Origin of the sequence: Paraburkholderia sediminicola, from assembly GCF_046027355.1 — a bacterium.
Lineage (GTDB): Bacteria > Pseudomonadota > Gammaproteobacteria > Burkholderiales > Burkholderiaceae > Paraburkholderia > Paraburkholderia sediminicola_B.
Genome location: NZ_JAQQEK010000009.1, coordinates 127,239 through 148,488 on the forward strand (window position 1 = coordinate 127,239; position 21,250 = coordinate 148,488).

Below are 21,250 nucleotides of genomic sequence, written 5' to 3' on the forward strand. Positions count from 1 at the left end.
TATATCTCCTGTGTCGACCGGAGTTGGCGCTTTAGCGCTTACTCCGGTCCCATGCACAGCACGGCGTTATGGGGGCGGCTAAGCAGGAGACGAGACGGAAGTTGTCGGAAATCGCGAGAGGTGAGGCGTTAAAGCTGGGGTGCGAGATCCGTACGCTTCCCTGCGCTGGCATTATCCAGATCAGGTTCAAAGGGTATTTCTCACCCACGCAGCACGGACCTCCAACCTCCGTGCGACGCAGGACCCCCGCGTTAGCAGCGCACACGATACACCGGTCGCCCGCTGCTTGGCAACCCATCTTGAAAAGTCGGATGACGGAAATAATAGCGGGCCGCCACGTACTTTTCTTGTACGGACGGGGCAGCCGGAGATGACGCGGCAAAAGTTTTGCGTTGCGCGCGAGCGTTGCTTACAGCGTGAAATCGTCGGCGGCTTCGGGTTGAAACAGGATCTTTTCCAGCTTCAGCACTTTCTCCGTGCCGCTCGGCGGCGTGAAGCGGATGCGCTCACCGCGTTTGGCGCCGAGCAGGGCGAGGCCTGCGGGCGAGAACACATTCAGGCGGCCGTGCGCGAAGTCCGCATTGGGCGGATAGACCACCGTCCAGGTCATGTGCTCGCCGCTGGTTTCGTCGACCAGCGTGGCTTGCGAGTTCATCGTGACGACGTTGGCCGGAATCTCGCGTGACTCGACGATCACGGCGCGTTCCAGCACGTCGTCGAGCATGTCCTGCAAACGCGTGTCGGCGCCGGGCGCGGCCGCATGTTTCTCGAGACGGGCGACGTCGAGTTCGGTGAGGTAACAGGTTTTCGTCTTTTTCACGAGGGGTACTCCAATTCGATCTGCATTTTGAGGGAACAGCGTGCGGATGAGATCGGCCCGGAGCCCGACAACGCGGCTCAGGCAATGGAGCGAGCAGCGTTAAATCGGGCGCCGGGCGGCGTGGAGCGGGAGCGTTCGGGACGGCTCGCCGGCGCGACACGGCGTGAGTTCCGCGCGCGCGCAACCGGTTGCGCGACGGGGGCGCAAGCGGGAGAAGGCACGGGAATTCGGAAAGCGCATCGAGGTAGCCGGCAGGTAGCGAAAGAGAGTGGAGAGGGCGCCGCCATCAATCTGAATGGGCGCGATCGAAAGCTCAATGTTAGCACGGGGTCGTGCGTCTCTCGACGCGTTCCAGTTTGAAGAAAAAAGTTGCAAACGGACTGTCATAACCGGCCGTGCGGTTCGACAAACGTGCAGATCCTGATCGGAGCACGTCATGCAAACCGCCGGACCCCGCCGAGACTATCGGCTCTTCACCCGAATCGTCGCGCTCGCTCTTGCGCTGACCACGCTCGCGGCCAGCGGCCTCGCGACCGCGGCCAGCGCCGTCTGCAGCGCGCACAGCCCGGCGCATCGCGTGGCGCTGGTCGAGTTGTACAGCAGCGAAGGCTGCAACAGCTGCCCGCCCGCCGATAACTGGCTGAGCCAATGGAAAAACAGCGGCGCGACCGAAAGCATCGTGCCGTTGGCGCTCCACGTGGACTATTGGAACAGCCTCGGCTGGACTGACCGCTTCTCGCAACGTCGCTTCACCGAACGTCAGCAAGCGCTCACCGATCTTGCCGGTGGGCACACCATCTACACGCCGGAAATCTTTGTCTCCGGACGCGAACTGCGTAGCTGGTCGCAACCCGACAGTTTCCAGAGCCGCATCGGCAAGGTCGTCGCCGAGCCTGCGCAAGCGAATGTCGCGCTGGAGCTCAAAGCGCAGCAGACGCCGGGCGCATTCAATGTCGCGGCGCAATTCACCAGCAAGGCAGCGGACACGGCAGGCCAACTGGACGCCTACCTCGCCGTTTATGAAAACTCGCTGAGCTCGCAAGTCGGCGCCGGCGAAAACAGCGGCGTCACCTTACATCACGAACGAGTCGTGCGGCAATGGATCGGTCCGGTGCCGCTGGTCGCGGGCAACGCGCAGATCCGCCGCGATATCCGCATCCAGGACGGCGCCGCGGATGCCAACGTCAACGCGCCCGCCGACCGCTTCGGCGTGGTCGCCTTCGTCGAAAACGCGGCGACCGGCGATGTCCTGCAGGTGGCCGAACTGGCCGCGTGCCATTGATCGTGGCGTCTTGCTTCACAGGAGAGTTTCATGGCAACCCATCATGCACTTCGCGACACTGTGCCGTCGGCCAAGCCGAAAAAAAGCGGTGCGATCCATCCGCTGTGGGTGCGTCTCACGCATTGGCTCAACGCGCTCGCGGCCATCCTGATGATGCTCTCGGGCTGGCGCATCTACGACGCCTCGCCGATCTTCCCCGCGTTCCGTTTTCCGACCGGCATCACGCTCGGCGGCTGGCTCGGCGGCGCGCTGCAGTGGCATTTCGCGGCGATGTGGCTGCTGGTCTTCAACGGCTTGCTGTATCTCGCGTTGAACCTCGCGAGCGGGCGTTTCGTGCGCAAGTTCCTGCCGGTGTCGCCGCGTGCCGTGCTGCACGATTTCATCGCCGCGTTGAGCGGCAAGCTCTCGCACGCCGACTTGCGCGTCTACAACGCGGTGCAGAAATTCGCCTACCTGTTCGTGGTTTGCGATCTGATCGTGCTGGTGCTCTCGGGTCTCGCGATCTGGAAGTCGGTGCAGTTTCCGCTGCTGCGCGAACTGATGGGCGGCTACGACAACGCGCGCATCGTCCACTTCTGCGCGATGTCGCTGATGGCTGCGTTCATCGCCGTGCATCTGGTGATGGTAGCGCTCGTGCCGCGCTCGCTGCTCGCCATGTTGCGCGGACGCTGAGCCATTTATCCGCTGAAGCGAACGTTACGGATATCGAATCATGAACAAACCCGCTCGAAACTCAACTCACTCTGTTGGCCAGAAGCTCGACCGCGAATCAATCCTGATCGACGCCCGCCGCGAACTCGCGATGCCGTCGCGGCGCCTGTTCGGCAAACGGCTTTTGACACTCGGCGGCCTGTCGATGCTGACCAGCTGCTCGCTCACCGATGACGACTCGGTCAACACGTTTCTCACCGCCGTCTCGCGCCTGAACGACCGCGCGCAAGCCGCGCTGTTCGATCCGAAGCAACTTGCGCCGACCTACACCGAAGCGCAGATCACGCGGCCGTTTCCGTTCAACGCGTTCTACGGTATCGACGACGTGCCCGAGGTGAACGGCGCCGACTACCGGCTGAAGATCAGCGGACTCGTGACCGGCCAGCGCGTCTGGTCCTTGCCCGAGCTATACGCGCTGCCGCACGCCGAGCAGATCACGCGGCATATCTGCGTGGAAGGGTGGAGCGCGATCGGCCGCTGGGGCGGCACGCCGTTCAGCGACTTTCTGCGGCGCATCGGCGCGGACACGAGTGCCAAATACGTCGGCTTCAAATGCGCCGACGACTACTACGAAAGCATCGACATGCCGACCGCGCTGCATCCGCAAACGCTGCTCACCTTTTCGTACGACGGCGAGCGTCTGCCCGCGAAATACGGCTTCCCGATGAAGCTGCGCATGCCGACCAAGCTCGGCTACAAGAATCCGAAGCACATCGTCGAGATGTTCGTCACCAACACGTACCCCGGCGGCTATTGGGTCGACCAGGGCTACAACTGGTTCGGAGGCTCCTGACGCGCGCGGGTCGGCGCCGCTGAAACGGCTGCGCGACCCCGGGCGGCAGAGGCTTCGGAAACACGCCGGCTATCGGAATGGCCGGTTCTGATTCATCCACAACTCACGGAGTCATCTCATGAAAAAGTTCGCAATCGCAGCACTCGCCGTCGCTCTCCTCACCAGCGGCGGCGCTGCGTTCGCCCAGGCAAGCGGCGCCATGTCCAACGATGCGATGTCGAAGGACACCATGTCGAAGGATTCCATGTCCAAAGACAGCATGTCGAAGGACGGCATGAAGAAGGACACGATGAAGCACGACAAGATGAAAAAGGGCGACGCGATGGGCATGAAGCACGAAGCGTCGGGCGCCATGGCCAACTGAGCCGCCCTGACGATGCAAGCTGCATAGCTCGAACGCGCCGTTGGTCGGCGCAACAGAAAAGCCGGGGCACGTCCCCGGCTTTCTGTTGCAAGTACGCCAAAAAGTTACGATTCTTTCAAGCGACGCGGTGGGCGCTTACTGCATAATGCGATGCGCGCCAAACATTCGGCGCGTGTTCGCCGTGGCTCGATTGCTCTCGATCGCCGCGGCGTTGTGGCCCCATTGGCCATCTATCGTCCTTCCGTTCCACCGACATGTCCGCCAGCCTCGCCCGTCAGACCGCATCGCCGATGCGGTGTCCGCCATCCCGCCACAGGGTCTTTAGCGGGGGCGCAGCACCTCGAGCGGCATGGGCGGGTTGAACGCATGTCGCTGCAACTCCCAAGCCGTTTTCCGCGTGGTTTCCCGATCCGTCTGCCGCAGTCGCGCAACGGGCAGATCGCGCTCGCGCTCGCCGTCGTCTATCTCGTGTGGGGTTCGACGTATCTCGCCGTGCACGTCGCGCTGGGTTCGTTCCCGCCGCTGCTGCTCTCGGGGCTGCGTAATCTGTTCGCCGGCATAGGGCTGTTCGTGTTCGCGGCGCGCCGCAATCCGGTCTGGCCGAGCGCCGCCGAGATCCGCAATGCGGGCCTCGTCGGCACCATGCTGGTCGGTTTGTCGAGCGGCATGCTCGCCTATGGGATGCGCACCGTCGGCACCGGCACCGCGGCGGTGATGGTCGCGACCGTGCCGCTGTTCGCGACAGTGATCGCGGCGGTGGCGGGGCGCAAGATCGGCCGGGGCGAGTGGTTCGCGGTCGGCCTCGGTCTGGTCGGCATTGCGATTCTCAGCCACGGCGACAGCGCGCCCGGCTCGGCGGGCGGCAGCCTGGCGATTCTGTGCGGCGCGCTTTTCTGGGCGGGCGGCGCGCATCTGGCCGGTCGTCTGAAGCTGCCTTCGGACCTGTTTCTGTCGACGTCGCTGCAAATCGGCCTGGGCGGCGCGATGTCGACGCTGGTCGCGTGGGTCTCGGGCGAGCGGATGCTCGAGGTGCATTTTCTGCCGATGCTGGCGTTCATCTACCTGATGCTGATCGGGACGATGGCCGCCTATGTCGCGTACGGTTTTCTGATCCGGCACACCAGCCCGATCATCGCCAGCAGTTGCATGTATGTGAATCCGGTGGTGGCCGTGGCGCTTGGCGCGCTGCTGCTCGGCGAGCCGGTGACTCACGCCACGGTGATCGCGACGATCGTGATTCTGGCGAGCGTCGGGCTGTCTTTCTGGTTCGATTACCGGAAGAAGGGGCGCGCCTGAGTTGTGCCTGAAGCGGGCGACGGCCGGTTACAGCGCCGCCGCCACTTCAGCGCCTTCGCGAATCGCGCGCTTTGCGTCCAGTTCGGTCGCGACCTTCGCACCGCCGATCACGTGATAACGCGGACCGTTACTCTGATCCGACTTGCTCGTCTTCGCGTCTGCCGCCGTCTGCGGATGCAGATCGCGCAGCGATTCCTGCCCCGCGCACACGACGATCGTGTCCACTTCCAGCCACTCGTCGACGCCGCCGCGCTCGATCTTCAAGCCGCCTGCGCTGATCTCCCGATACGACACACCGTCGAGCATCTTCACACCGTTTCTCGCCAACGTCGCGCGATGCACCCAGCCGGAAGTCTTGCCGAGTCCCATACCGAGTTTGCCGGCCTTGCGCTGCAACAACCAGATCTGCCGTGGCGGCTGCGCCGGCGCGGGCGGTTTCAGGCCGCCGCGTTCCCGCACGGCAAGATCGACACCCCATTCGTCGAGCCACGCATCGCGGGGCATCGGCAGCGGCTCGCCCGCGCGATGCAGCAGAAACTCGCTGACGTCGAAGCCGATGCCGCCCGCGCCGATCACGGCGACGCGCTGCCCGACCGGCGCGCCGCGCAGCACGTCGACATAGGACAGCACGTTCGGCCCGTCGATGCCGGCAATCGCTGGCCGCCGTGGCACGATGCCGGTGGCGATGATCACGTCGTCGTAAGCGCCGGCGGCGAGCAGCGCGGGATCGACGCGCGTGTCGAGGCGCACGTCGACGCGGTGGCGCTGCAACTGGCTCTGAAAATAGCGGATCGTCTCGCTGAACTCTTCCTTGCCCGGCACGCACATCGCCAGCTTGAACTGACCGCCGATCGTTGCACTCGCATCGAACAGTGTCACGCGATGCCCACGCGCGGCCGCCACGGTCGCCGCCGACAATCCCGCCGGACCCGCGCCGACGACCGCGACTGAACGCGCGGCCTGCGCTCCGGCGACCGGGCGGTAGACCAGTTCGGTTTCGCGTCCCGCGCGTGGATTGACGAGGCACGTGGCGCGCTGGTTCTTGAACGTGTGATCGAGACAGGCCTGATTGCAGGCGATACAGGTGTTGATCTCCTGCGTGCGTCCCTCGGCGGTCTTCACGACGAACTCGGGATCAGCCAGCAGCGGCCGCGCCATCGACACCAGATCGCCGGCGCCTTGTGCGAGCAGTGCCTCGGCGACGTCGGGCGTATTGATGCGGTTCGACACGATCACCGGCACGTTGACGGCGGCCTTCAATCGCGCGCTCAGCGCGGAGAAAGCGGCGCGCGGCACCGAGGTCACGATGGTCGGTACTCGCGCTTCGTGCCAGCCGATGCCGGTGTTGAACATTGTCACGCCGGCGGCTTCAAGCGCCCGGGCGACCTGCACGGTTTCGTCCCACGTATTGCCGCCTTCCACCAGATCGATCAACGAGATCCGGTACACGACGATAAAGCGTTCGCCGCACACCGCGCGCACCCGCTCGACGATCTCGCGCGCGAGCCGCAGCCGGTTTTCGATGCTGCCGCCGTACGCGTCGGTGCGTCGATTGGTGCGTGGGCAGAGGAACTGGTTGAGCAGATAGCCTTCGCTGCCCATGATCTCGATGCCGTCATAGCCCGCGCGCTGAGCGAGGCGCGCGCAGCGCGCGTAGTCGCGCACGGTCTTCGCAATGCCGGCGATGCTCAGCGCGCGCGGCTTGAACTTCGAGATCGGCGATTTGATCGCCGACGCGGAGACGACGAACGGTTGATAGCCATAGCGGCCCGCATGGAGGATCTGCAGCGCGATCTTGCCGCCTTCGGCATGCACGGCCTCGGTCAACTTCCGATGATTGCGCAAATCGAACACGGAATTCAGCGTGCCGCCGAATGGCAACAGCCAACCCTCGCGATTTGGCGAGATCCCGCCCGTGACGATCAGGCCGACGCCACCCTTCGCGCGCTCGCGGAAATACGCGGCCAGCTTCGGGTAGTTCCAGAAGCGGTCCTCCATGCCGGTGTGCATCGAACCCATCACCACGCGGTTGCGCAAGCGAGTGAAGCCGAGGTCGAGTTCGGCGAGTAAGTGTTGGTAAGACATGCGGAGGGCCGTGTAAGTATTGGACGCGCACGAACAATACACCGGCCGCCGTGCCATCCCTCCGAGGAAAAATTCTAATCCTCGCAACGCATTGCTCCGTAAGACATTCTTCAGCCGCCACAAGCCATATCGAAGCCTGCGGCACACGCATTGCTCGAACCGAGCGTCCATCGACACGGACCGCGCCGTTGGGACAGGAGGCGCGATGTGCAGCAGGGATGGGAGGGGGTGCTCCGTTTCGCAGAGCTGGCTTGAACCGTTCGTATGACCAACGAACAAGGCGCCAGACAGCGTGTTGTGCGAAGCGGGACGTCCACAAAATCAATGGGCCGCGAGCCCGACAAATCGATATAGGCGAACATAATGAAACTGATCCGAACCATGGTGGCGATGACTGCCGTTGCATCCGTTCTGAGCGCTTGCGGTGGTGGTTCCGATGACGTGGGTAAGGAGCTCGGGCTGACCAATCCGGAGATCCATTTCATCCATGCGATTCCCAGCGGCCCGGCAGTCGACTTTCTCGTGAACGGCACCGCGCCCTCGGGACAGACGAACATCAGCTATAAGGGTGTGACGAACCTCACCAATATCAACACGGGCGCGACCACGGTCGCTTACTCGGCAACCGGCACGAAGACGGCGCTCGCGAGCGGCAGCTTTCCGGATGTCGCGAAGGGCCACGAATACACTGTGCTCGCTTTGCCGGGTCTGGCCGCGCCGGACATCGGCCTGATCGACGATCCGTTCGACAAGGGCCTGCTCTCGAATAGCGCGCGTCTGCGCGGCTTCAACGCGTCGGCGAACGCGACCAACCTCGACCTGTATCTGGTCCAGTCCACTTCCACCGACATCACCAACGTCTCGCCGACGATGGCCGGTGTGGCCTTCAAGAACGCGGTGCCGGCGAGCGGCCAGGATTCGATCTATGTGTCCGGCGGCACCTACGTGCTGATCGCGACCGCGGCCGGCAGCAAGACGCCGATCTTCCAGTCGACGGCCTTCACGCTGTCGAACAATGCCGACTGGCTGGTGACGTCGGTGCCGATCGCCGGTGCGCTGAGCCAGCTCGTGCCGGGCCAGATCCATCTGCTGGTCGCGCAGAACGGCAACACGCAAACGCCGAGCGTCGAGTTGACGAATACGCTGAACGGGCAATAAGCGCCAACAAAGGCGGCTCGCTAAGCGCATGCGATAGGCGGCAAGTCCTGGGGAGGACGGGGCGGCGATCCACGCGAGTGGGTCGCCGTTTTGTTTGCGGGGTCGGCAAACAACTGCGGCTCGGACAAAGACCCACGGATTCAGCGCCCGCCCGCGAGGAAGCCCGAAAGCGAGCGCACAAAAAAACCCGCCACGGTTTCCCGCGACGGGCTCTCACTATCCTGCAATCCAGGCGCTGCAAAGCGCCGGGCGTCTGCCTTGTTTTAAGCTGCTTACTTGGCCTTTTCAGCCGAGTTCGTGATGGCGCCGCCACCCTTCGAAATATCCTGCCCAGCCCCCGCCATCGTGTTGCAACCGGCGAGCGCAGCTGTCCCTGCAATGAGAAGCAAAGCGATCAGTCGATTCATGAAAGTTCTCCTTGTCGAGAATGCATTGGTTGACGTGCCCATGTTGTACGGCACGCGCCAGCTGAGCTAGCTGTCGTCCGACCGGGGCTTACGCCAGTCGATCCGGTCTGATTGCATGGTAAAAAAAGGGCGGGGGCGGCGCTGTCGGCTGGGTTGCGATTTTATTGTAGGCGCGCTCCGGTGTTTGCGTCGGCGCACTCCTACAAGCTTCTGCGAGGCCTTGCTAGACGGACGTTCGCGAAGGCGTCGCCGGCGGCAGATCGACCGACGGCGTCGCGGTGCTGACGCTCGGCATCTCCACATGGATGTCGGTGCCGTTCGGCACGCCGCGCCGGATGTCGAAGCGCCCGCCGTGCGCGGCGACGCGCTGGCGCATGCCGAGCAGCCCGTGGGTGTGCGTGCGCTTCAGATCGGCCGGCATGATGCCGACGCCGTTGTCAGCGATATGCAGCGCCACCTGGCCGTCGCCGACCTGCAAGGCGATCGATACCTTCGAAGCTCGCGCGTACTTGGCGGCATTGGTGAGCGACTCCTGCGCGACGCGGAACAGCGCGATTTCCGTCTGCTCGTCGAGCTTGATGTCGTCGGCGGGCAGGTGCAGTTCGAGCGTCCAGTTGTTGCGCTGCGCGGCTTCGTCGGCGAGCGTGCGCAATGCGGTGACGAGCCCGAAGTTCGCCAGCACCGTGGGCCGCATGTCTTCGATGATGCGCCGCTTGAGCGCGATGCCCTGGTCGAGATTGGCGAGCGCCCGTTTGAGTTTCTCGGAGATGTCCGGCTCGCTGTCCTTCAGCTTGCGGTTGGCCCACGCCACATCCATTTTGCTGGCGGTCAGAATCGCGCCGAGTTCGTCGTGCAGCTCGCGCGCGAGCTGGGTCTTCTCGTTTTCGCTGACCGCCTGCAAGTGCCAGCCGAGCGCCTCGAGCTGCCGGGTGCGTTCGTTGACGAGCTGGTCGAGGCCTTCCTGTTGTGTGATCAATTGACGCTGCACCCGCGCCTGACGATCGATCTGAATGCCGAGATTGCGAAACAGCAGAATGAACAGCACGATGTTCAGCGCCGACAGACCCGCCGCGCACAGCGTGGAGATGCGCTGATCGCCACGGCTCGCGGCCAGCGCGTGTTGCGCCCGGCGCTCCTCGTTGTCGCGCAGCAGCGAAAGCGTGCTATCCACCAGCGACGCGTCGGCCGGATTCGCCTCGCTCGCGCTGCCGCAGGCGGACAGATCGAGCGGATGCGGCGCCGCACGCTGCAGCGCGGACGCGCCCGCGCCGATCCGCGCCTCGATCAGCGCGAGAATCTGCGTGAAACTGGCCAGCTCGGCGCTGTCCGCTTTGCCGCTGCGGTAGAAGCCGTTCAACTGCTGTTCGCTCTGGCGGATGCTCACCGCGGTCGCGCAGAACTCGTGCGCGGTGGCGTCCCGCTTCGTCAGAAGAAAATCGCTTTGGTGGGCGCTCAGGCGCGATAACTGGCTCGCGAGCGTGCTCAGTTGCACGGTGACGTCGCGCGCCTCGAGCGCGGTCTCGTATTCGGCGGCAATGCGCTGACGGGCGGTCTCGAGAATCACGAGGCCGCCCACGGTAATGACGATCGCCACCGTCATGGCGATCGCCCAACTGCGATTGCGCATCCAGTCGCTCAGCCGGGCGGCGGCCCCAGGATTGCCCGCGTCCGGCTCGTTCTGCACATTTGGCACATTCGGCTCCTCTGATGGGGCATCAGTGTAACGTCCGCCGCGTTCGGCGACGGTGCCGCTTGTCGCGCGGCCGTCGCGGTGCGGCACGCAGGCGGGGTGTGGCGAACACGCTCACCGTAACGCTGCCGTAATCCAATGTAAGCGGATTCTCACACGAAAACCGGCGTGCGTCGGAATGCGCCTCGCGTCGCTGATCGATAGGATGGACCTGATCGTTCAATCATGTTTCGGGAGGAAGCCATCATGCTGAAATGGGCGTTGTTCTTCGCCGTCATCGCGGTGATCGCCGGTCTTCTCGGCTTTACCGGTGTCGCGGCGGGCGCGGCGGCGATCGCGAAGTTCCTGTTCATCGTGTTTGTGATTCTGTGCGTGGTGTTCCTCGTGCTGGGCTTCGTGGTGACGAAAAAGATCGTCGATTAGCGCTGCTCAATGAGGAAGTCGCGAGCCGCGTCTTCGAAGGTGGAAGAACGGTTCGCCAGTCAATGTCGTGCGCCAGTGCCACGCGGATACAACAAGAAGGAGAGTCGCCATGCTTCACTATGCCATCGTCTTTTTCGTGATTGCGATCATCGCCGCCGTGTTCGGCTTTACCGGCATTGCGGCGGGTGCGGCCGAAATTGCAAAGATCCTGTTCTACATTTTCCTCGTCGTATTCGTGGTCACGCTGCTGCTCGGCGTATTCCGAACGTAGACGGGTGGTCATTCGCAGCAATCATTCCTTGTGCCGGCGCATCAGGCGCGATTCGTGCGAGATGCGCAGTTCCCCCCAATACCGGATAAAGGAGAAATTCAATGTCGAAATCACCTGGCGCCCAGAGCGCGGCATCTCAATCTCGCGATCCGTTCGTGATGGACCTTAAAAAGATCCGCGAAGACGCACGCAAGCACATGTCCGACGGTCCGGTCACGCAGACCTATGGCGCGGATCGCGAGACGGTGCTGAAGCTGTGCAACGACGCTCTGGCCACCGAAATCGTCTGCGTGCTGCGCTACAAGCGGCATCACTTCATGGCGAAGGGCATCAACTCCGAGGCCGTGGCGGCGGAGTTCGCTCAACATGCCGCGGAGGAGCAGCAACACGCCGACAGCATCGCCGAGCGGATCGTGCAACTCGGCGGCGAGCCGGATTTCGCGCCGGACGGTTTGAAGACGCGCTCGCATTCGGAATACAAGGAAGGCGAGAACCTCACGGACATGATCAAGGAGAACCTGATCGCCGAGCGGATTGCGATCGACACGTACCGCGAGATCATTCGCTACCTCGGTGATAAGGACGTGACGACGCGCCGTATGTTCGAAGAGATTCTTGCCGTCGAAGAAGAGCATGCCGACGATATGGCGGATTTGCTCGCAGGCCGTGAGTAAGCGGCGGCGCAAAAAAACGTAGAACGTAGAAGCGAAGGACGCATGGAAGGAACGTAGCACGACGGCAAACGGCAGCGGTGCCTCACCGCTGCTGCAGCCGGTTCAAGGCAGCGTGGCGGACGACGCAGCGGGCGCGGGTGGGTCTGGAACGGTTCCCGCGCCGGCATGCGCCGCCCGGTTTTCCGAATCCGGCAGAAATCATGCCGGAGATCATTACAATGTCTGCTTTGGAGCGATTCCATTGCACGGACACCCAAACCGATGATTCGAGTGTTGATAGCTGACGATCATGCGATCGTCCGAGGTGGCTTCAAACAGTTCGTCGCTGACGAGCCGGATATGTGCGTCGCTGCCGAAGCGGCCACCGGCGACGAAACCATCCGCCTCGTGCGCGAGCAGGCTTTCGACGTGGTGCTGCTCGACATCGCGATGCCGGACAAGAACGGCATCGACACCTTGCGCGTGATCAAGCAGGTGCGTCCTGAACAGGGCGTGCTGATTCTGTCGGGCTATCCGGAGAGTCAGTACGCGATCAATCTGCTGCGCGCGGGCGCGAACGGTTATCTGAACAAGGACTGCGAGCCCGAGGAGATCGTGCGGGCGATTCGCGCGGTGGCGCGCGGGCATCGTTACCTCTCCGAGGCGGTCGCGGACACGCTCGCCGACAATCTCGACAAGCCGGCGGGGCGTCCGCACGAAGCGCTCTCCGAGCGCGAGTTCCAGATTTTCTGCAAGCTCGCGGCGGGGCAGATTCCCACCGAGATCGCGGAGGAATTGCATTTGTCCGTGAAGACGGTGAGCACTTACCGGGCTCGCGTGCTGGAGAAGATGCGGTTGGCGAACAATGCCGATCTGACTTATTACGCGATCAAGAACGGCTTGATCGAATAGTGGACGATCGAGATATTCCGATGAACAGCGAATCGAACCCTGTTGCCGAGTCAGCCCAACACACGCCGTTGCGTGTGTTGCTGATCGAGGATTCGCCGCTGATCCGCAGAAGCCTCGTGGAAACGATCGACGCCTCCGGTCTGCTGAAGGTCGCCGCATACGCGGATTCCGCGGATCAGGCTATTGCGCTCTTAAGCGACGAGTCCTTCGATGCGGTGATCGTCGACCTGCAATTGAAGCAGGGCTCGGGCGTTCCGGTCCTCGCTTACTTGCAGCGTGAAGGATTGATCGACAGGGTGTTCGCCGCGGTGCTGACCAATCATGCCTTGCCCGCGTATCGGGAGCGCTGCGAGCAATATGGCGTGCGTCACTTCTACGACAAGTCGTTTGAATTCGACCGGGTGATCGACGCGCTGCACGAATATGCGTATGCGCGAAGCAGCAAATAGGCGCTCCGCGCAGCGCGGATAACGCGCTAGCCTTTAGCGCGTGTCGGGAGCGCCAGATGATTCCACGCCGCCAGCCCCGCGAATACGATCCCGGCCACACTCACACCAATCCACCCAAACGCCGGCCAGACCACTGCGCCGACACCGGAGCCGAGTGCTCCGCCAATGAAATACGCCACCATGTACACCGTATTCACGCGGCTGCGCGCATCCGGCTTGAGTGCGTAGATGCGCGACTGATTGGAAATCTGCGCGGCCTGCACGCCGATATCGAGAATGATCACGCCGACCACGAGGCCGGCGATGCTCGTCCCCGATACGCCGAATACGACGAACGAAATCGCCACCAGCACGATCGACAAGGTGATGATCGCACGCGGTCCGCGTCGATCGGAAAACTTGCCGGCGAGCGGCGCGGCCATCGCGCCTGCCGCGCCGACGATACCGAATAGCCCGGCCGCCTGTGGCCCGAGATGAAACGGCGCGCCGGCCAGCAGCAAGGCCAGCACCGACCAGAAAATGCTGAACGCCGCGAACATGGCCGCGCCGGTGAGCGACGCTTCGCGCAGGTCGCGATGCTCGACGATCAGATGCCACATCGAGACCAGCAGCTTGCCGTATGGCAGCGTCGACGTCGGCTGGCTCTTGGGCAGACGCAGAATGATGACCGCCGCCAGCACCAGCAACGCGACCACCGACGCGCCGAAGACCGCGCGCCAGCCGAAATATTCAGCGATCAAGCCCGACGCCGTTCGCGCCAGCAAAATCCCCAGCAGCAATCCGCTCATCACTGTGCCGACCGCGTGGCCGCGTTCGGACGGCGGTGCGAGTTCCGCCGCGAACGGCACCGCTTGTTGCGCGATGGTGGCGAGCACGCCGATCGCCAGACTCGCGACGATCAGCACGGTCAGCGTCGGCGCCGCGGCCGCCACGACCAGTGCGACGCAAATGGCGGCGATCTGCAACAGGATCAGACGACGCCGGTCGAAACGGTCGCCGAGCGGCGCAAGCAGCAGCATGCCGGCCGCGTAGCCGAGTTGCGTGACGGCCGGCACCGCGCCGACCCACGACGCACTGCGCGGAAACGACTGCCGGAAGTCGTCGAGCAGCGGCTGGTTGTAATAGATGTTCGCAACCGAGACACCGGCAATGGTGGCGAGCAGAAACAGCAGACCGCGCAACGACCGGTCGGCGGAAGCGGGAGTGGACGCGTTGGAAGTGGACATGAGAGGGGACAGTCGACGGACCGGCCCATGCGCGGTCCTCAAGCGTGCCGATCATACCGGAGCACGGCGGATCGTGCTGACGGCGGCGAGCGCGTGGCAGGGCTGGCCACCGATCGCCTGGCAATGCCTTGCCGACAAAATGAGATGGTCGTTTGGCTTTCGTTCGTAGAATCGGCGCGCCTTATCCGACCGACGACTACAAGAACGACTCCATGAACTCGATCACGAAACACGAGCCTCGACGCATCGGCGGCTGGCTGCTCATCGCCTTGTTGTGCCTCACGGCGTGGGCGCTCCATACCGCGATCGCGATGCGCGATCCGCTCAAACTCATGCTCGAATGGGAAGTGCTGGCCGTGTTCGCGCGGCCCGACACGCACGGCTGGTATCGCACCGTGATCGTGATGGTGGGCTGCGACGTGCTCACGAGCGTGTTCATCGTCGCGGGCACGGGCTGGCTGGCGTTGCTTGTCTGGCGCAAGTCGGCGCGTTTCACCGTGCATATCCAGGCGTGGCTGCTGGCGATTGTCGTGATGCGCACCGGCGCATATCTGCTCGGCGATTACATGACACGCGCCGTCGGTATCGACATCGCCATTCCATTTGACGGCTTCATGCAGGCTGTCGTGGCGGCCGCGCTCGGGATTCCGTATTTCAGGTCGTCCCGGCGCGTGCATGAGACTTTCATCGACGCATAACCCCGCGCGCGTCAATCGATCAGATCGCCTTCGGGCTCGTAGAACGGATACGGGCCATCGGCTTTTTCCACATACGCGTGGTGCGTGACGATGCCGGTCGCCGGATCGTAGCGATGCAGCGCATACGCGGGCGGTTCCATCATGAACGCGGACGGCGCATCGTCGCGCAGATCGAGCGCGACTTGATGCGCGGGCGCCGGCACCGCTGAGGCGATCGTGCCGCCGAAGCGCACGAACATCGGCCGGTGCACATGCCCGCAGATCACCCGCTCCACGTTCGGATAACGCGCGATCAACGCCGCGAGTTTGTCGGCGGCGGCGGGATCGAGCCGCAGTTCGTCCATATGCCCAATGCCGCACACGAACGGCGGATGATGCAACGCGACCACCGTCGGTTTGCCTTGGGCCGCATCGAGTTGCGTGGCGAGCCACGCGAGCCGTGCGTCGCACAGAGTGCCGGCGCTTTGGCCCGGCACCATCGAATCGAGCGCGATGATCCGCAGCGCGCCGACATCGACCGCGTATTGCACGAACTCGCCGCCGCTCGCCAATTCCTTGCGATCGGGAAACGCGGCGCGCAACGCAGCGCGTTCATCGTGATTGCCGACCAGCATGAAGTAGGGAATTTCGAGCGGCGCGAGCAGTGTTTTGAGGTGCTCGTACTGTTCGGGATCACCTTGATCCACGAGGTCGCCGGTCATGATCACCGCGTCGGGACGCGGTTCGAGCGCATTGAGGGCGGCGACGCAGCGTGCGAGATAGACGCCGGTATCGACGCGGCGGTAAGCGAGCGCGCCGGGCCGTTTGATATGCAGGTCGCTAATTTGAGCCAGCAGCATGGGGATGTCCTTGTTATAGCGCGCTATTAAAACAGCGCGGCTTCATTACGATAGCGCAATCAGTGCGTCCTGCGCGATGGAAATGCCGACTGGCGTGCCGCGCGCCAATTCCACGCGACCGGCCACGTCGATCAGCAACGCATCCGGCGCGGCGCCGCCGATCGTCAGACGCGTGCGTTCGCCGAGAAAGGCGGTGCTTTCGATGTGGCCGCGCAATTGCGCATGAGCCGGATCGGCAAGATAAGCGTCTTCCGGGCGGAAGAAAATCTCGTGCGCCGAGTTCGCGTGCGCCGGGCCCGCGGGCAGCGGCACGGCACCGCCGGTGGTCGTCAGCATGCCGTCGCGCCGCTCGCCCGCGAGCCGGTTGATCGTGCCGACGAACTGCGCGACCGTTCGGTTGGCGGGGCGGTAGTAGATCTCACGCGGCGAGCCGATCTGCTCGATGCACCCCGCGCTCATCACGACGATGCGGTCGCCCAGTTCCATCGCTTCGGCCTGATCGTGCGTGACGTAGACGGTCGTGATGCCCAGCTCGCGCAGCAGCGTATTCATCTCGCTGCGCAAGGCGTCGCGCAATCGGGCGTCGAGCGCGGTCAAAGGTTCGTCGAGCAGCAGCACGCGCGGCTGCACCGCGAGCGCGCGAGCGAGCGCCACACGCTGACGCTGGCCGCCGGAGAGCTGATCGATCGGTTTGTCGGCGTGCGCGGTGAGACGCATCATGCCGAGCAATTCGTCGACGCGTTGCCGCGCCGTCTCAGCGGGAACGCGTTTGATTTTCAAACCGTAGCCAATGTTGCCGCGCACCGTCAGGTTCGGAAACAGCGCGTAGCTCTGAAACACCATGCCGACCTGGCGCTTTTCGATCGGCAGGGCGGTAACGTCGTCGTCGCCGAACGCGATGCGGCCGCCGGCATCCGGTGTCTCGAGCCCCGCGATCATGCGCAGCGTCGTGGTCTTGCCGCAGCCGGACGGCCCGAGCAGCACGAGCGTTTCGCCGGCGTCGATATGCAAGTCGAGCGGTTCGAGCACGCGCGTGCCGCGAAACGTTTTCGCGCATTGCGTCAGCGTAATGGGAACGGAAGCGAGTTTCATGGCTGGATGGACTTCGAAGGAGATGCAGCGACGCGTTTTTTCGCCGCGCTGCGCTGGCCGGTCGCATCGACGCCGAGCCATTGCATGGCGACGAGCAGAGGCATCGTCATGATGAAAAACAGAATCGTGTAGGCGCTGCCGATCTCGATGCGCAACGACGCGTAGGTGTCGGCGAGACCCACCGGCAGCGTCTTGGTATCGGGCGTGTGCAGCATCCACGTGAGGTTGAATTCGCCGATCGAGAGCGTCAGCACCGCCAGCGCACCGGCCACGATGCCGGGCCGCGCGTTTGGCAGCACGATCGTCATGAAGCGCTGCAAGAAACTTGCGCCGAGACTCGCCGCGCCTTCCTCGAGTGTGCGCAGATCGCTGCTCGCGCACACCGCGGCGACCGCGCGCACCATGAACGGCAGCGTGAACACCACATGCCCGACGACGATGAATGCCACGCTCATGCGGAACATCGTGAAGCCGCCGTAGACCACCAGCAGCGCGAGGGCGGACGCGAGACCGGGCAGCGCGATCGGCAGCACCAGAAACTCTTCGATGATGCGCGAGAGCCGGGTCTTGCTGCGCGCGAGCACATAACCCGCCGGCACGCCGGTCAGCAGCGTGATGAGCAAGGTTGCCGCAGCCACTTCGAGCGAGAGAAACACGGAACTGTGATACTGCGTCCACACTTCGCCGAGCCAGCGCAGCGTGAGTCCGCTCGACACGCCCTTGAAGTAGTTGACCGTCAGGCCCGCCATGATCGACATGACGACCGGCACGATCAGGAACGCGCACAGCAGCAGCGTGACGAGCCATTGGCCGGCTGCGAGCCACGTCCTGGCGTCCGGCAAGCGGAGCCGCGAGCGCGGCTTTGCGGGCGGTTGTAGAGAGGTTGTGATGGAACTCATTGAAGTCCTGTCCTCCGCTTTGGAAGCGGCGGGTTTTGAAACGGCGCTCATGCACTTGCCGCCACGGCCGAACCGCTCACGCTGCGCGCCAACGCCAGCACGGCCCATGTCACGATGCCGAGCACGATCGAAAGCCCCGCGGCCGTCACCATGTTCGCGTTGAGGGTGAACTCGGTGTAGATGGTCATCGGCAGCACGTCGATGTCGGTGGCGAGCGTGAAGGCGGTGCCGAACGCGCCCATCGCGGTCGCGAAGCACACCGCGCCCGCCGCGATCAGCCCAGGCGACAGCGCCGGCAACACGATGTCGCGCGTGATGCGCCATGGCGACGCGCCGAGCGAACGCGCGGCTTCTTCGAGCGACGCATCGAGCTTGGTCGCCGACGCCATCACGGTGACGATCACGCGTGGAATCGAGAAGTACAGGTAGCCGAGAAAGAGCCCGCTCATCGAATACGCGAACACCCAGCGGTCGCCCGTGAGTTTTAGCGAGAGCGCGCCGATCAGCCCCTGGCGTCCGGCCAGCATGATGACCATGAAGCCGACCACCACGCCGGGAAATGCCAGCGGAAACGTGAGCAAGGCAAGCAGCGTGCGTTTCAAAGGAAACTCTCGCCGCGTCAGCAACAGACCCGCGATCACCGACAGCACCAGCGTCGCCGCCGTGACCGCCGCGGACAACAGCACGGTCGCGCCGAGGCTCGACATGTAGCGCGGATTCGTCAGCATCGCGCGATAGGTGGCGAACGCGTGGCCGTCGCCGCTCAGCTGCGCGAGCGCGCCCATCGGCAGCAGCCAGAAGGCGATGAACACCGCCAGCGCCGGCGCGATCAACGCGATGCGCCAGCGCAGCGGGAACGTGATGTCGTTCAATGCATCACCTGTAGATAACGCTCGCCGAAGCTCGACTGCTTCTCCGCCATCTTGCCGAAGTCCACCGGCTTGGCGCGTGCATAGTCGCTGGCCGGCAGGAATTTCGCGGCGGTTTCCGGGCTCATCGCATTCGCGCGTACCGGACGCAGATAGGCTTCGGCCCACAGTTTCTGGCCTTCGTCGGAGAGAACGAAGTCGAGCACCTTCTTGCCGTTCGCTTCGTGCGGCGCGCCCTTTACGAGGCTCATCACGTACGGCACCGAAATCGTGCCTTCCTTCGGAATCACGAATTCGACGTTCGCGTGATCCTTGTACTTCGCGCGATAGGCGTCGAAATCGTAGTCGAGCAGGATCGGAATTTCGCCGGACATCACGCGCGCATAGGCGGTCTGCTTCGGCACGATCGGCGCATTGGCCTTCAGCTTGCGAAACCAGTCGAGGCCCGGCTCGAAGTTATCGAGCGTGCCGCCGAGCGCCTGATTCACCGCGACCGCGCCCGCGTAGCCGACGAACGCGCTCGACGGATCGAGGTAGCCGATCATGCCTTTGTACTCAGGCTTGAGCAGGTCGGCCCACGAGCGCGGCACGGGCTTGCCTTCGAGCGCGTCCTTGTTGACGAAAAAGCCCAGCGTGCCCGAGTGAATCGAGAACCAGTAGCCTTGCGGGTCTTTCAGGTTGGCGGGAATATCGTCCCAATGCGCGGGCTTGTACGGCTGGATCACGCCTTTGTCCTTCGCCTGGAAGGCCGACGAGACGCCGAGATACACGACGTCGGCAACCGGGCTCTTCTGCTCGGCCATGAGTTGCGCGATCGACTGGCCGGAGTTCTTGTTGTCGAACGGCACGCGAATGCCGGTCTTTTGCTGGATCGCCTTGATCTGGCTCGCCCAGTCGGCCCATTCGGGCGGGCAGTTGTAGCAGATAGCGGATTCGTCGGCACGGGCGGCTTGCGGTGCGATTGCGGCGAGCGCGGCGGCGACCACCATGCCGGCCGACAGTGCGGCAGCCGTGGAGCGCGCGAGGCGGCGCCAGAGCGGTCGGAGCGGTTTGATTGGCGAAGCGAAATGTTTGGAAGAGCGGATCACTGCGGGTCTCCAGGAGGGGAAGCGAGCGGGTGGTTCGGGTTTTGGGGTGGGTGACTCAAAGTCGTGTTGCAGCGCAGCGTGTTAAACGTTTTCATGTCGGCACGTGTTCGTGCATATCACGCGCGTTAGCCAATGGCGCTTGCGTGACGCTTCAGGCGAACGGCCGCTCGGCGGACGTTGATGCACGCGCAGACGTTGCGTCGTCGCGGTTCGAAATCGCCGCGATCGTGGCGCCCTGGCGCAAGCTGTGCGGCAAGGTCAGCGTGAGCGACGTTTCATTCAAGTCTTCGTAAGTGCCGGTGACGCGCGCCAGCAAACGCTGCCAGGCCGCGCAGCCGATTTCGCGATTCGGCGCGCAGATGCTGGCGAGCGCGGGCGACAGCAGCTCGCCCATTGCGAGGCCGTCGAAGCCGAGAATCGACATGTCGTGGGGAATCTGCAGACGCGCGCGGCGCAGGCCGCGCATGACCACCATCGCCAGCAGATCGTTACTGCAGAAGAGGGCGCTGGGGCGGTTCGGGCCGCTCGTCAGATGAGCGAGCACCGAGGGCGACAATTCGTCGGCATTGAAATCGACCTCGAGCGCCGGCGCCGACGTGAGGCCGGCCTGCTGCATCGCTTGGCGATAGCCGAGATGCCGCTGACGGGCGCGATCGGACGCGGCCAGCGTGCCGGCGAGCATGAGGATGCGGCGATGGCCGTGGGCGATCAGCATGCGCACGCCGTCGTACGCGGCGAGCCGGTTGTCGACCGAGACCGACGGACGACGCACGGTGTCGTTATGCATCAGCACATAGAGCAGGCCCGCGCGGTCGAGTTCGTCGAGCAGCGGGTGCGTGTCGGCATCGGCGACCGTCAGGATCAGGCCTTCGACGCGATGTTCGCGCAGCGTTTCAATAGCGTGGCGTTCGCGGTCCGCGTCGTACTGCGTGGTCATCAGCATGAGCCGGTAGCCTTGCGCCGAGGCGAGTTCGTCGATGCCTTGCAGGCACTCGGCGAACACGGGGTTGGCGAGCGTCGGCAGGATCACGCCGATCAGGCGCGTGCGTTCGCCGCGCAATTGCCGCCCGAGCGGGCTGGGGCGGAAGTTCAGGGCGTCGATGGACTGACGCACCTTGTCGAGCGTGACCGGGTTGACGGTGTGCGGCGCGTTGATCGCGCGCGACACCGTGGCGATGGAGAAGCCGGCGTGGGCGGCGACATCTTTGATCGTCGGGATCATGGG

General features: G+C 64.0%; 23 protein-coding genes and 1 riboswitch. Of the genes, 12 read left to right on the top strand and 11 right to left on the bottom strand.

All coding sequences use genetic code 11. The annotated features are described in order from the left end of the window. Positions 1-139: 139 nt before the first annotated feature. Positions 140-258: riboswitch (TPP riboswitch) on the bottom strand. A gap of 151 nt (positions 259-409) precedes the next feature. Beyond that, entirely contained in the window at positions 410-820 is a 411-nt protein-coding gene (locus PQR42_RS17475; protein WP_408203575.1) for a GreA/GreB family elongation factor, read from the bottom strand. A gap of 436 nt (positions 821-1,256) precedes the next feature. Here PQR42_RS17475 and PQR42_RS17480 point away from each other — a divergent pair, with 436 nt between their 5' ends. From PQR42_RS17480 to PQR42_RS17500, 5 genes are all read left to right on the top strand, one after another. Further along, the gene (locus tag PQR42_RS17480; protein WP_408387249.1) at positions 1,257-2,102 is read left to right on the top strand and encodes a DUF1223 domain-containing protein; all 846 of its coding nucleotides are present in this window, start codon (positions 1,257-1,259) and stop codon (positions 2,100-2,102) included. A 30-nt stretch (positions 2,103-2,132) separates the two neighbouring features. After that, entirely contained in the window at positions 2,133-2,774 is a 642-nt protein-coding gene (locus PQR42_RS17485; RefSeq protein WP_408387248.1) for a cytochrome b/b6 domain-containing protein, read from the top strand. 40 nt (positions 2,775-2,814) lie between these two features. Next, entirely contained in the window at positions 2,815-3,606 is a 792-nt protein-coding gene (locus tag PQR42_RS17490) for a molybdopterin-dependent oxidoreductase (protein WP_408387247.1), read from the top strand. A 118-nt stretch (positions 3,607-3,724) separates the two neighbouring features. Beyond that, the gene (locus PQR42_RS17495) at positions 3,725-3,970 is read left to right on the top strand and encodes a pentapeptide MXKDX repeat protein (RefSeq protein WP_408203583.1); all 246 of its coding nucleotides are present in this window, start codon (positions 3,725-3,727) and stop codon (positions 3,968-3,970) included. Between the two features lie 366 nt (positions 3,971-4,336). Beyond that, positions 4,337-5,266, top strand: coding sequence for an EamA family transporter (locus PQR42_RS17500; RefSeq protein ID WP_408387246.1), 930 nt, complete (start codon positions 4,337-4,339; stop codon positions 5,264-5,266). A 27-nt stretch (positions 5,267-5,293) separates the two neighbouring features. Here PQR42_RS17500 and PQR42_RS17505 read toward each other — a convergent pair whose 3' ends face one another. Continuing rightward, a complete protein-coding gene (locus tag PQR42_RS17505; RefSeq protein WP_408387245.1) occupies positions 5,294-7,351 on the bottom strand; it encodes an oxidoreductase in 2,058 nt (685 codons plus the stop codon). A gap of 363 nt (positions 7,352-7,714) precedes the next feature. Here PQR42_RS17505 and PQR42_RS17510 point away from each other — a divergent pair, with 363 nt between their 5' ends. Beyond that, entirely contained in the window at positions 7,715-8,509 is a 795-nt protein-coding gene (locus PQR42_RS17510; protein ID WP_408387244.1) for a DUF4397 domain-containing protein, read from the top strand. A 272-nt stretch (positions 8,510-8,781) separates the two neighbouring features. Here the strand turns inward: PQR42_RS17510 and PQR42_RS17515 are convergent, their stop codons facing one another. Both PQR42_RS17515 and PQR42_RS17520 read right to left on the bottom strand, forming a co-directional pair. Next, positions 8,782-8,916 carry an entericidin A/B family lipoprotein gene (locus tag PQR42_RS17515; protein WP_408203591.1) on the bottom strand — a complete coding sequence of 45 codons (135 nt, stop codon included), beginning with the start codon at positions 8,914-8,916 and terminating at the stop codon, positions 8,782-8,784. Positions 8,917-9,139: 223 nt separating this feature from the next. Then, on the bottom strand, positions 9,140-10,609 hold the full coding sequence (locus PQR42_RS17520) for a sensor histidine kinase (protein ID WP_408203593.1): 1,470 nt from the start codon (positions 10,607-10,609) through the stop codon (positions 9,140-9,142). Between the two features lie 243 nt (positions 10,610-10,852). Between PQR42_RS17520 and PQR42_RS17525 the strand changes: the two genes are divergently transcribed. From PQR42_RS17525 to PQR42_RS17545, 5 genes are all read left to right on the top strand, one after another. Further along, the gene (locus PQR42_RS17525) at positions 10,853-11,029 is read left to right on the top strand and encodes a DUF1328 domain-containing protein (protein WP_132373772.1); all 177 of its coding nucleotides are present in this window, start codon (positions 10,853-10,855) and stop codon (positions 11,027-11,029) included. A gap of 109 nt (positions 11,030-11,138) precedes the next feature. Then, positions 11,139-11,300 (top strand): DUF1328 domain-containing protein, encoded by a 162-nt coding sequence (locus tag PQR42_RS17530; RefSeq protein ID WP_006052455.1) that lies wholly within the window; start codon positions 11,139-11,141, stop codon positions 11,298-11,300. 101 nt (positions 11,301-11,401) lie between these two features. Further along, positions 11,402-11,974 (top strand): ferritin-like domain-containing protein, encoded by a 573-nt coding sequence (locus PQR42_RS17535; RefSeq protein WP_408387243.1) that lies wholly within the window; start codon positions 11,402-11,404, stop codon positions 11,972-11,974. Between the two features lie 261 nt (positions 11,975-12,235). Next, positions 12,236-12,865, top strand: a complete 630-nt coding sequence (locus PQR42_RS17540; RefSeq protein WP_408387242.1) for a response regulator — start codon at positions 12,236-12,238, stop codon at positions 12,863-12,865. Positions 12,866-12,885: 20 nt separating this feature from the next. Further along, positions 12,886-13,314, top strand: a complete 429-nt coding sequence (locus PQR42_RS17545) for a response regulator (RefSeq protein WP_408203602.1) — start codon at positions 12,886-12,888, stop codon at positions 13,312-13,314. Between the two features lie 26 nt (positions 13,315-13,340). Here the strand turns inward: PQR42_RS17545 and PQR42_RS17550 are convergent, their stop codons facing one another. Next, complete coding sequence (locus tag PQR42_RS17550) at positions 13,341-14,540, bottom strand: MFS transporter (RefSeq protein ID WP_408203604.1); 1,200 nt, start codon at positions 14,538-14,540, stop codon at positions 13,341-13,343. A 212-nt stretch (positions 14,541-14,752) separates the two neighbouring features. Between PQR42_RS17550 and PQR42_RS17555 the strand changes: the two genes are divergently transcribed. Next, positions 14,753-15,238, top strand: coding sequence for a DUF2569 domain-containing protein (locus PQR42_RS17555; RefSeq protein ID WP_408203606.1), 486 nt, complete (start codon positions 14,753-14,755; stop codon positions 15,236-15,238). A gap of 11 nt (positions 15,239-15,249) precedes the next feature. On the opposite strand, the gene PQR42_RS17560 is transcribed toward PQR42_RS17555, so the two are convergent. The 6 genes from PQR42_RS17560 to PQR42_RS17585 all read right to left on the bottom strand — a co-directional run bounded on the left by PQR42_RS17560 (position 15,250) and on the right by PQR42_RS17585 (position 21,247). Continuing rightward, positions 15,250-16,077, bottom strand: coding sequence for a phosphodiesterase (locus PQR42_RS17560; RefSeq protein WP_408387241.1), 828 nt, complete (start codon positions 16,075-16,077; stop codon positions 15,250-15,252). 45 nt (positions 16,078-16,122) lie between these two features. Then, positions 16,123-17,169: an ABC transporter ATP-binding protein gene (locus PQR42_RS17565; protein ID WP_408387240.1), complete on the bottom strand. Its 1,047-nt coding sequence runs from the start codon at positions 17,167-17,169 to the stop codon at positions 16,123-16,125. Continuing rightward, entirely contained in the window at positions 17,166-18,068 is a 903-nt protein-coding gene (locus PQR42_RS17570; RefSeq protein ID WP_408203612.1) for an ABC transporter permease, read from the bottom strand. Before PQR42_RS17570 ends, PQR42_RS17565 begins: the two co-directional genes overlap by 4 nt. Positions 18,069-18,115: 47 nt before the next feature. Next, the gene (locus PQR42_RS17575; RefSeq protein WP_408387239.1) at positions 18,116-18,940 is read right to left on the bottom strand and encodes an ABC transporter permease; all 825 of its coding nucleotides are present in this window, start codon (positions 18,938-18,940) and stop codon (positions 18,116-18,118) included. Then, a complete protein-coding gene (locus PQR42_RS17580; RefSeq protein ID WP_408204314.1) occupies positions 18,937-19,926 on the bottom strand; it encodes an ABC transporter substrate-binding protein in 990 nt (329 codons plus the stop codon). Before PQR42_RS17580 ends, PQR42_RS17575 begins: the two co-directional genes overlap by 4 nt. A 250-nt stretch (positions 19,927-20,176) precedes the next feature. Beyond that, positions 20,177-21,247, bottom strand: a complete 1,071-nt coding sequence (locus tag PQR42_RS17585) for a LacI family DNA-binding transcriptional regulator (RefSeq protein WP_408387238.1) — start codon at positions 21,245-21,247, stop codon at positions 20,177-20,179. Positions 21,248-21,250 lie beyond the last annotated feature (3 nt).

Bases quoted from the DNA above. Each gene is read 5' to 3' on its own strand.
- PQR42_RS17570 (WP_408203612.1), bottom strand. From the start codon at position 18,068: ATGAGTTCCATCACAACCTCTCTACAACCGCCCGCAAAGCCGCGCTCG.
- PQR42_RS17485 (WP_408387248.1), top strand. From the start codon at position 2,133: ATGGCAACCCATCATGCACTTCGCGACACTGTGCCGTCGGCCAAGCCG.
- PQR42_RS17560 (WP_408387241.1), bottom strand. From the start codon at position 16,077: ATGCTGCTGGCTCAAATTAGCGACCTGCATATCAAACGGCCCGGCGCG.
- PQR42_RS17545 (WP_408203602.1), top strand. From the start codon at position 12,886: ATGAACAGCGAATCGAACCCTGTTGCCGAGTCAGCCCAACACACGCCG.
- PQR42_RS17490 (WP_408387247.1), top strand. From the start codon at position 2,815: ATGAACAAACCCGCTCGAAACTCAACTCACTCTGTTGGCCAGAAGCTC.
- PQR42_RS17510 (WP_408387244.1), top strand. From the start codon at position 7,715: ATGAAACTGATCCGAACCATGGTGGCGATGACTGCCGTTGCATCCGTT.
- PQR42_RS17495 (WP_408203583.1), top strand. From the start codon at position 3,725: ATGAAAAAGTTCGCAATCGCAGCACTCGCCGTCGCTCTCCTCACCAGC.
- PQR42_RS17540 (WP_408387242.1), top strand. From the start codon at position 12,236: ATGATTCGAGTGTTGATAGCTGACGATCATGCGATCGTCCGAGGTGGC.
- PQR42_RS17585 (WP_408387238.1), bottom strand. From the start codon at position 21,247: ATGATCCCGACGATCAAAGATGTCGCCGCCCACGCCGGCTTCTCCATC.
- PQR42_RS17555 (WP_408203606.1), top strand. From the start codon at position 14,753: ATGAACTCGATCACGAAACACGAGCCTCGACGCATCGGCGGCTGGCTG.
- PQR42_RS17565 (WP_408387240.1), bottom strand. From the start codon at position 17,169: ATGAAACTCGCTTCCGTTCCCATTACGCTGACGCAATGCGCGAAAACG.
- PQR42_RS17515 (WP_408203591.1), bottom strand. From the start codon at position 8,916: ATGAATCGACTGATCGCTTTGCTTCTCATTGCAGGGACAGCTGCGCTC.
- PQR42_RS17500 (WP_408387246.1), top strand. From the start codon at position 4,337: ATGTCGCTGCAACTCCCAAGCCGTTTTCCGCGTGGTTTCCCGATCCGT.
- PQR42_RS17580 (WP_408204314.1), bottom strand. From the start codon at position 19,926: ATGGTGGTCGCCGCCGCGCTCGCCGCAATCGCACCGCAAGCCGCCCGT.
- PQR42_RS17525 (WP_132373772.1), top strand. From the start codon at position 10,853: ATGCTGAAATGGGCGTTGTTCTTCGCCGTCATCGCGGTGATCGCCGGT.
- PQR42_RS17530 (WP_006052455.1), top strand. From the start codon at position 11,139: ATGCTTCACTATGCCATCGTCTTTTTCGTGATTGCGATCATCGCCGCC.
- PQR42_RS17505 (WP_408387245.1), bottom strand. From the start codon at position 7,351: ATGTCTTACCAACACTTACTCGCCGAACTCGACCTCGGCTTCACTCGC.
- PQR42_RS17480 (WP_408387249.1), top strand. From the start codon at position 1,257: ATGCAAACCGCCGGACCCCGCCGAGACTATCGGCTCTTCACCCGAATC.
- PQR42_RS17535 (WP_408387243.1), top strand. From the start codon at position 11,402: ATGTCGAAATCACCTGGCGCCCAGAGCGCGGCATCTCAATCTCGCGAT.
- PQR42_RS17550 (WP_408203604.1), bottom strand. From the start codon at position 14,540: ATGTCCACTTCCAACGCGTCCACTCCCGCTTCCGCCGACCGGTCGTTG.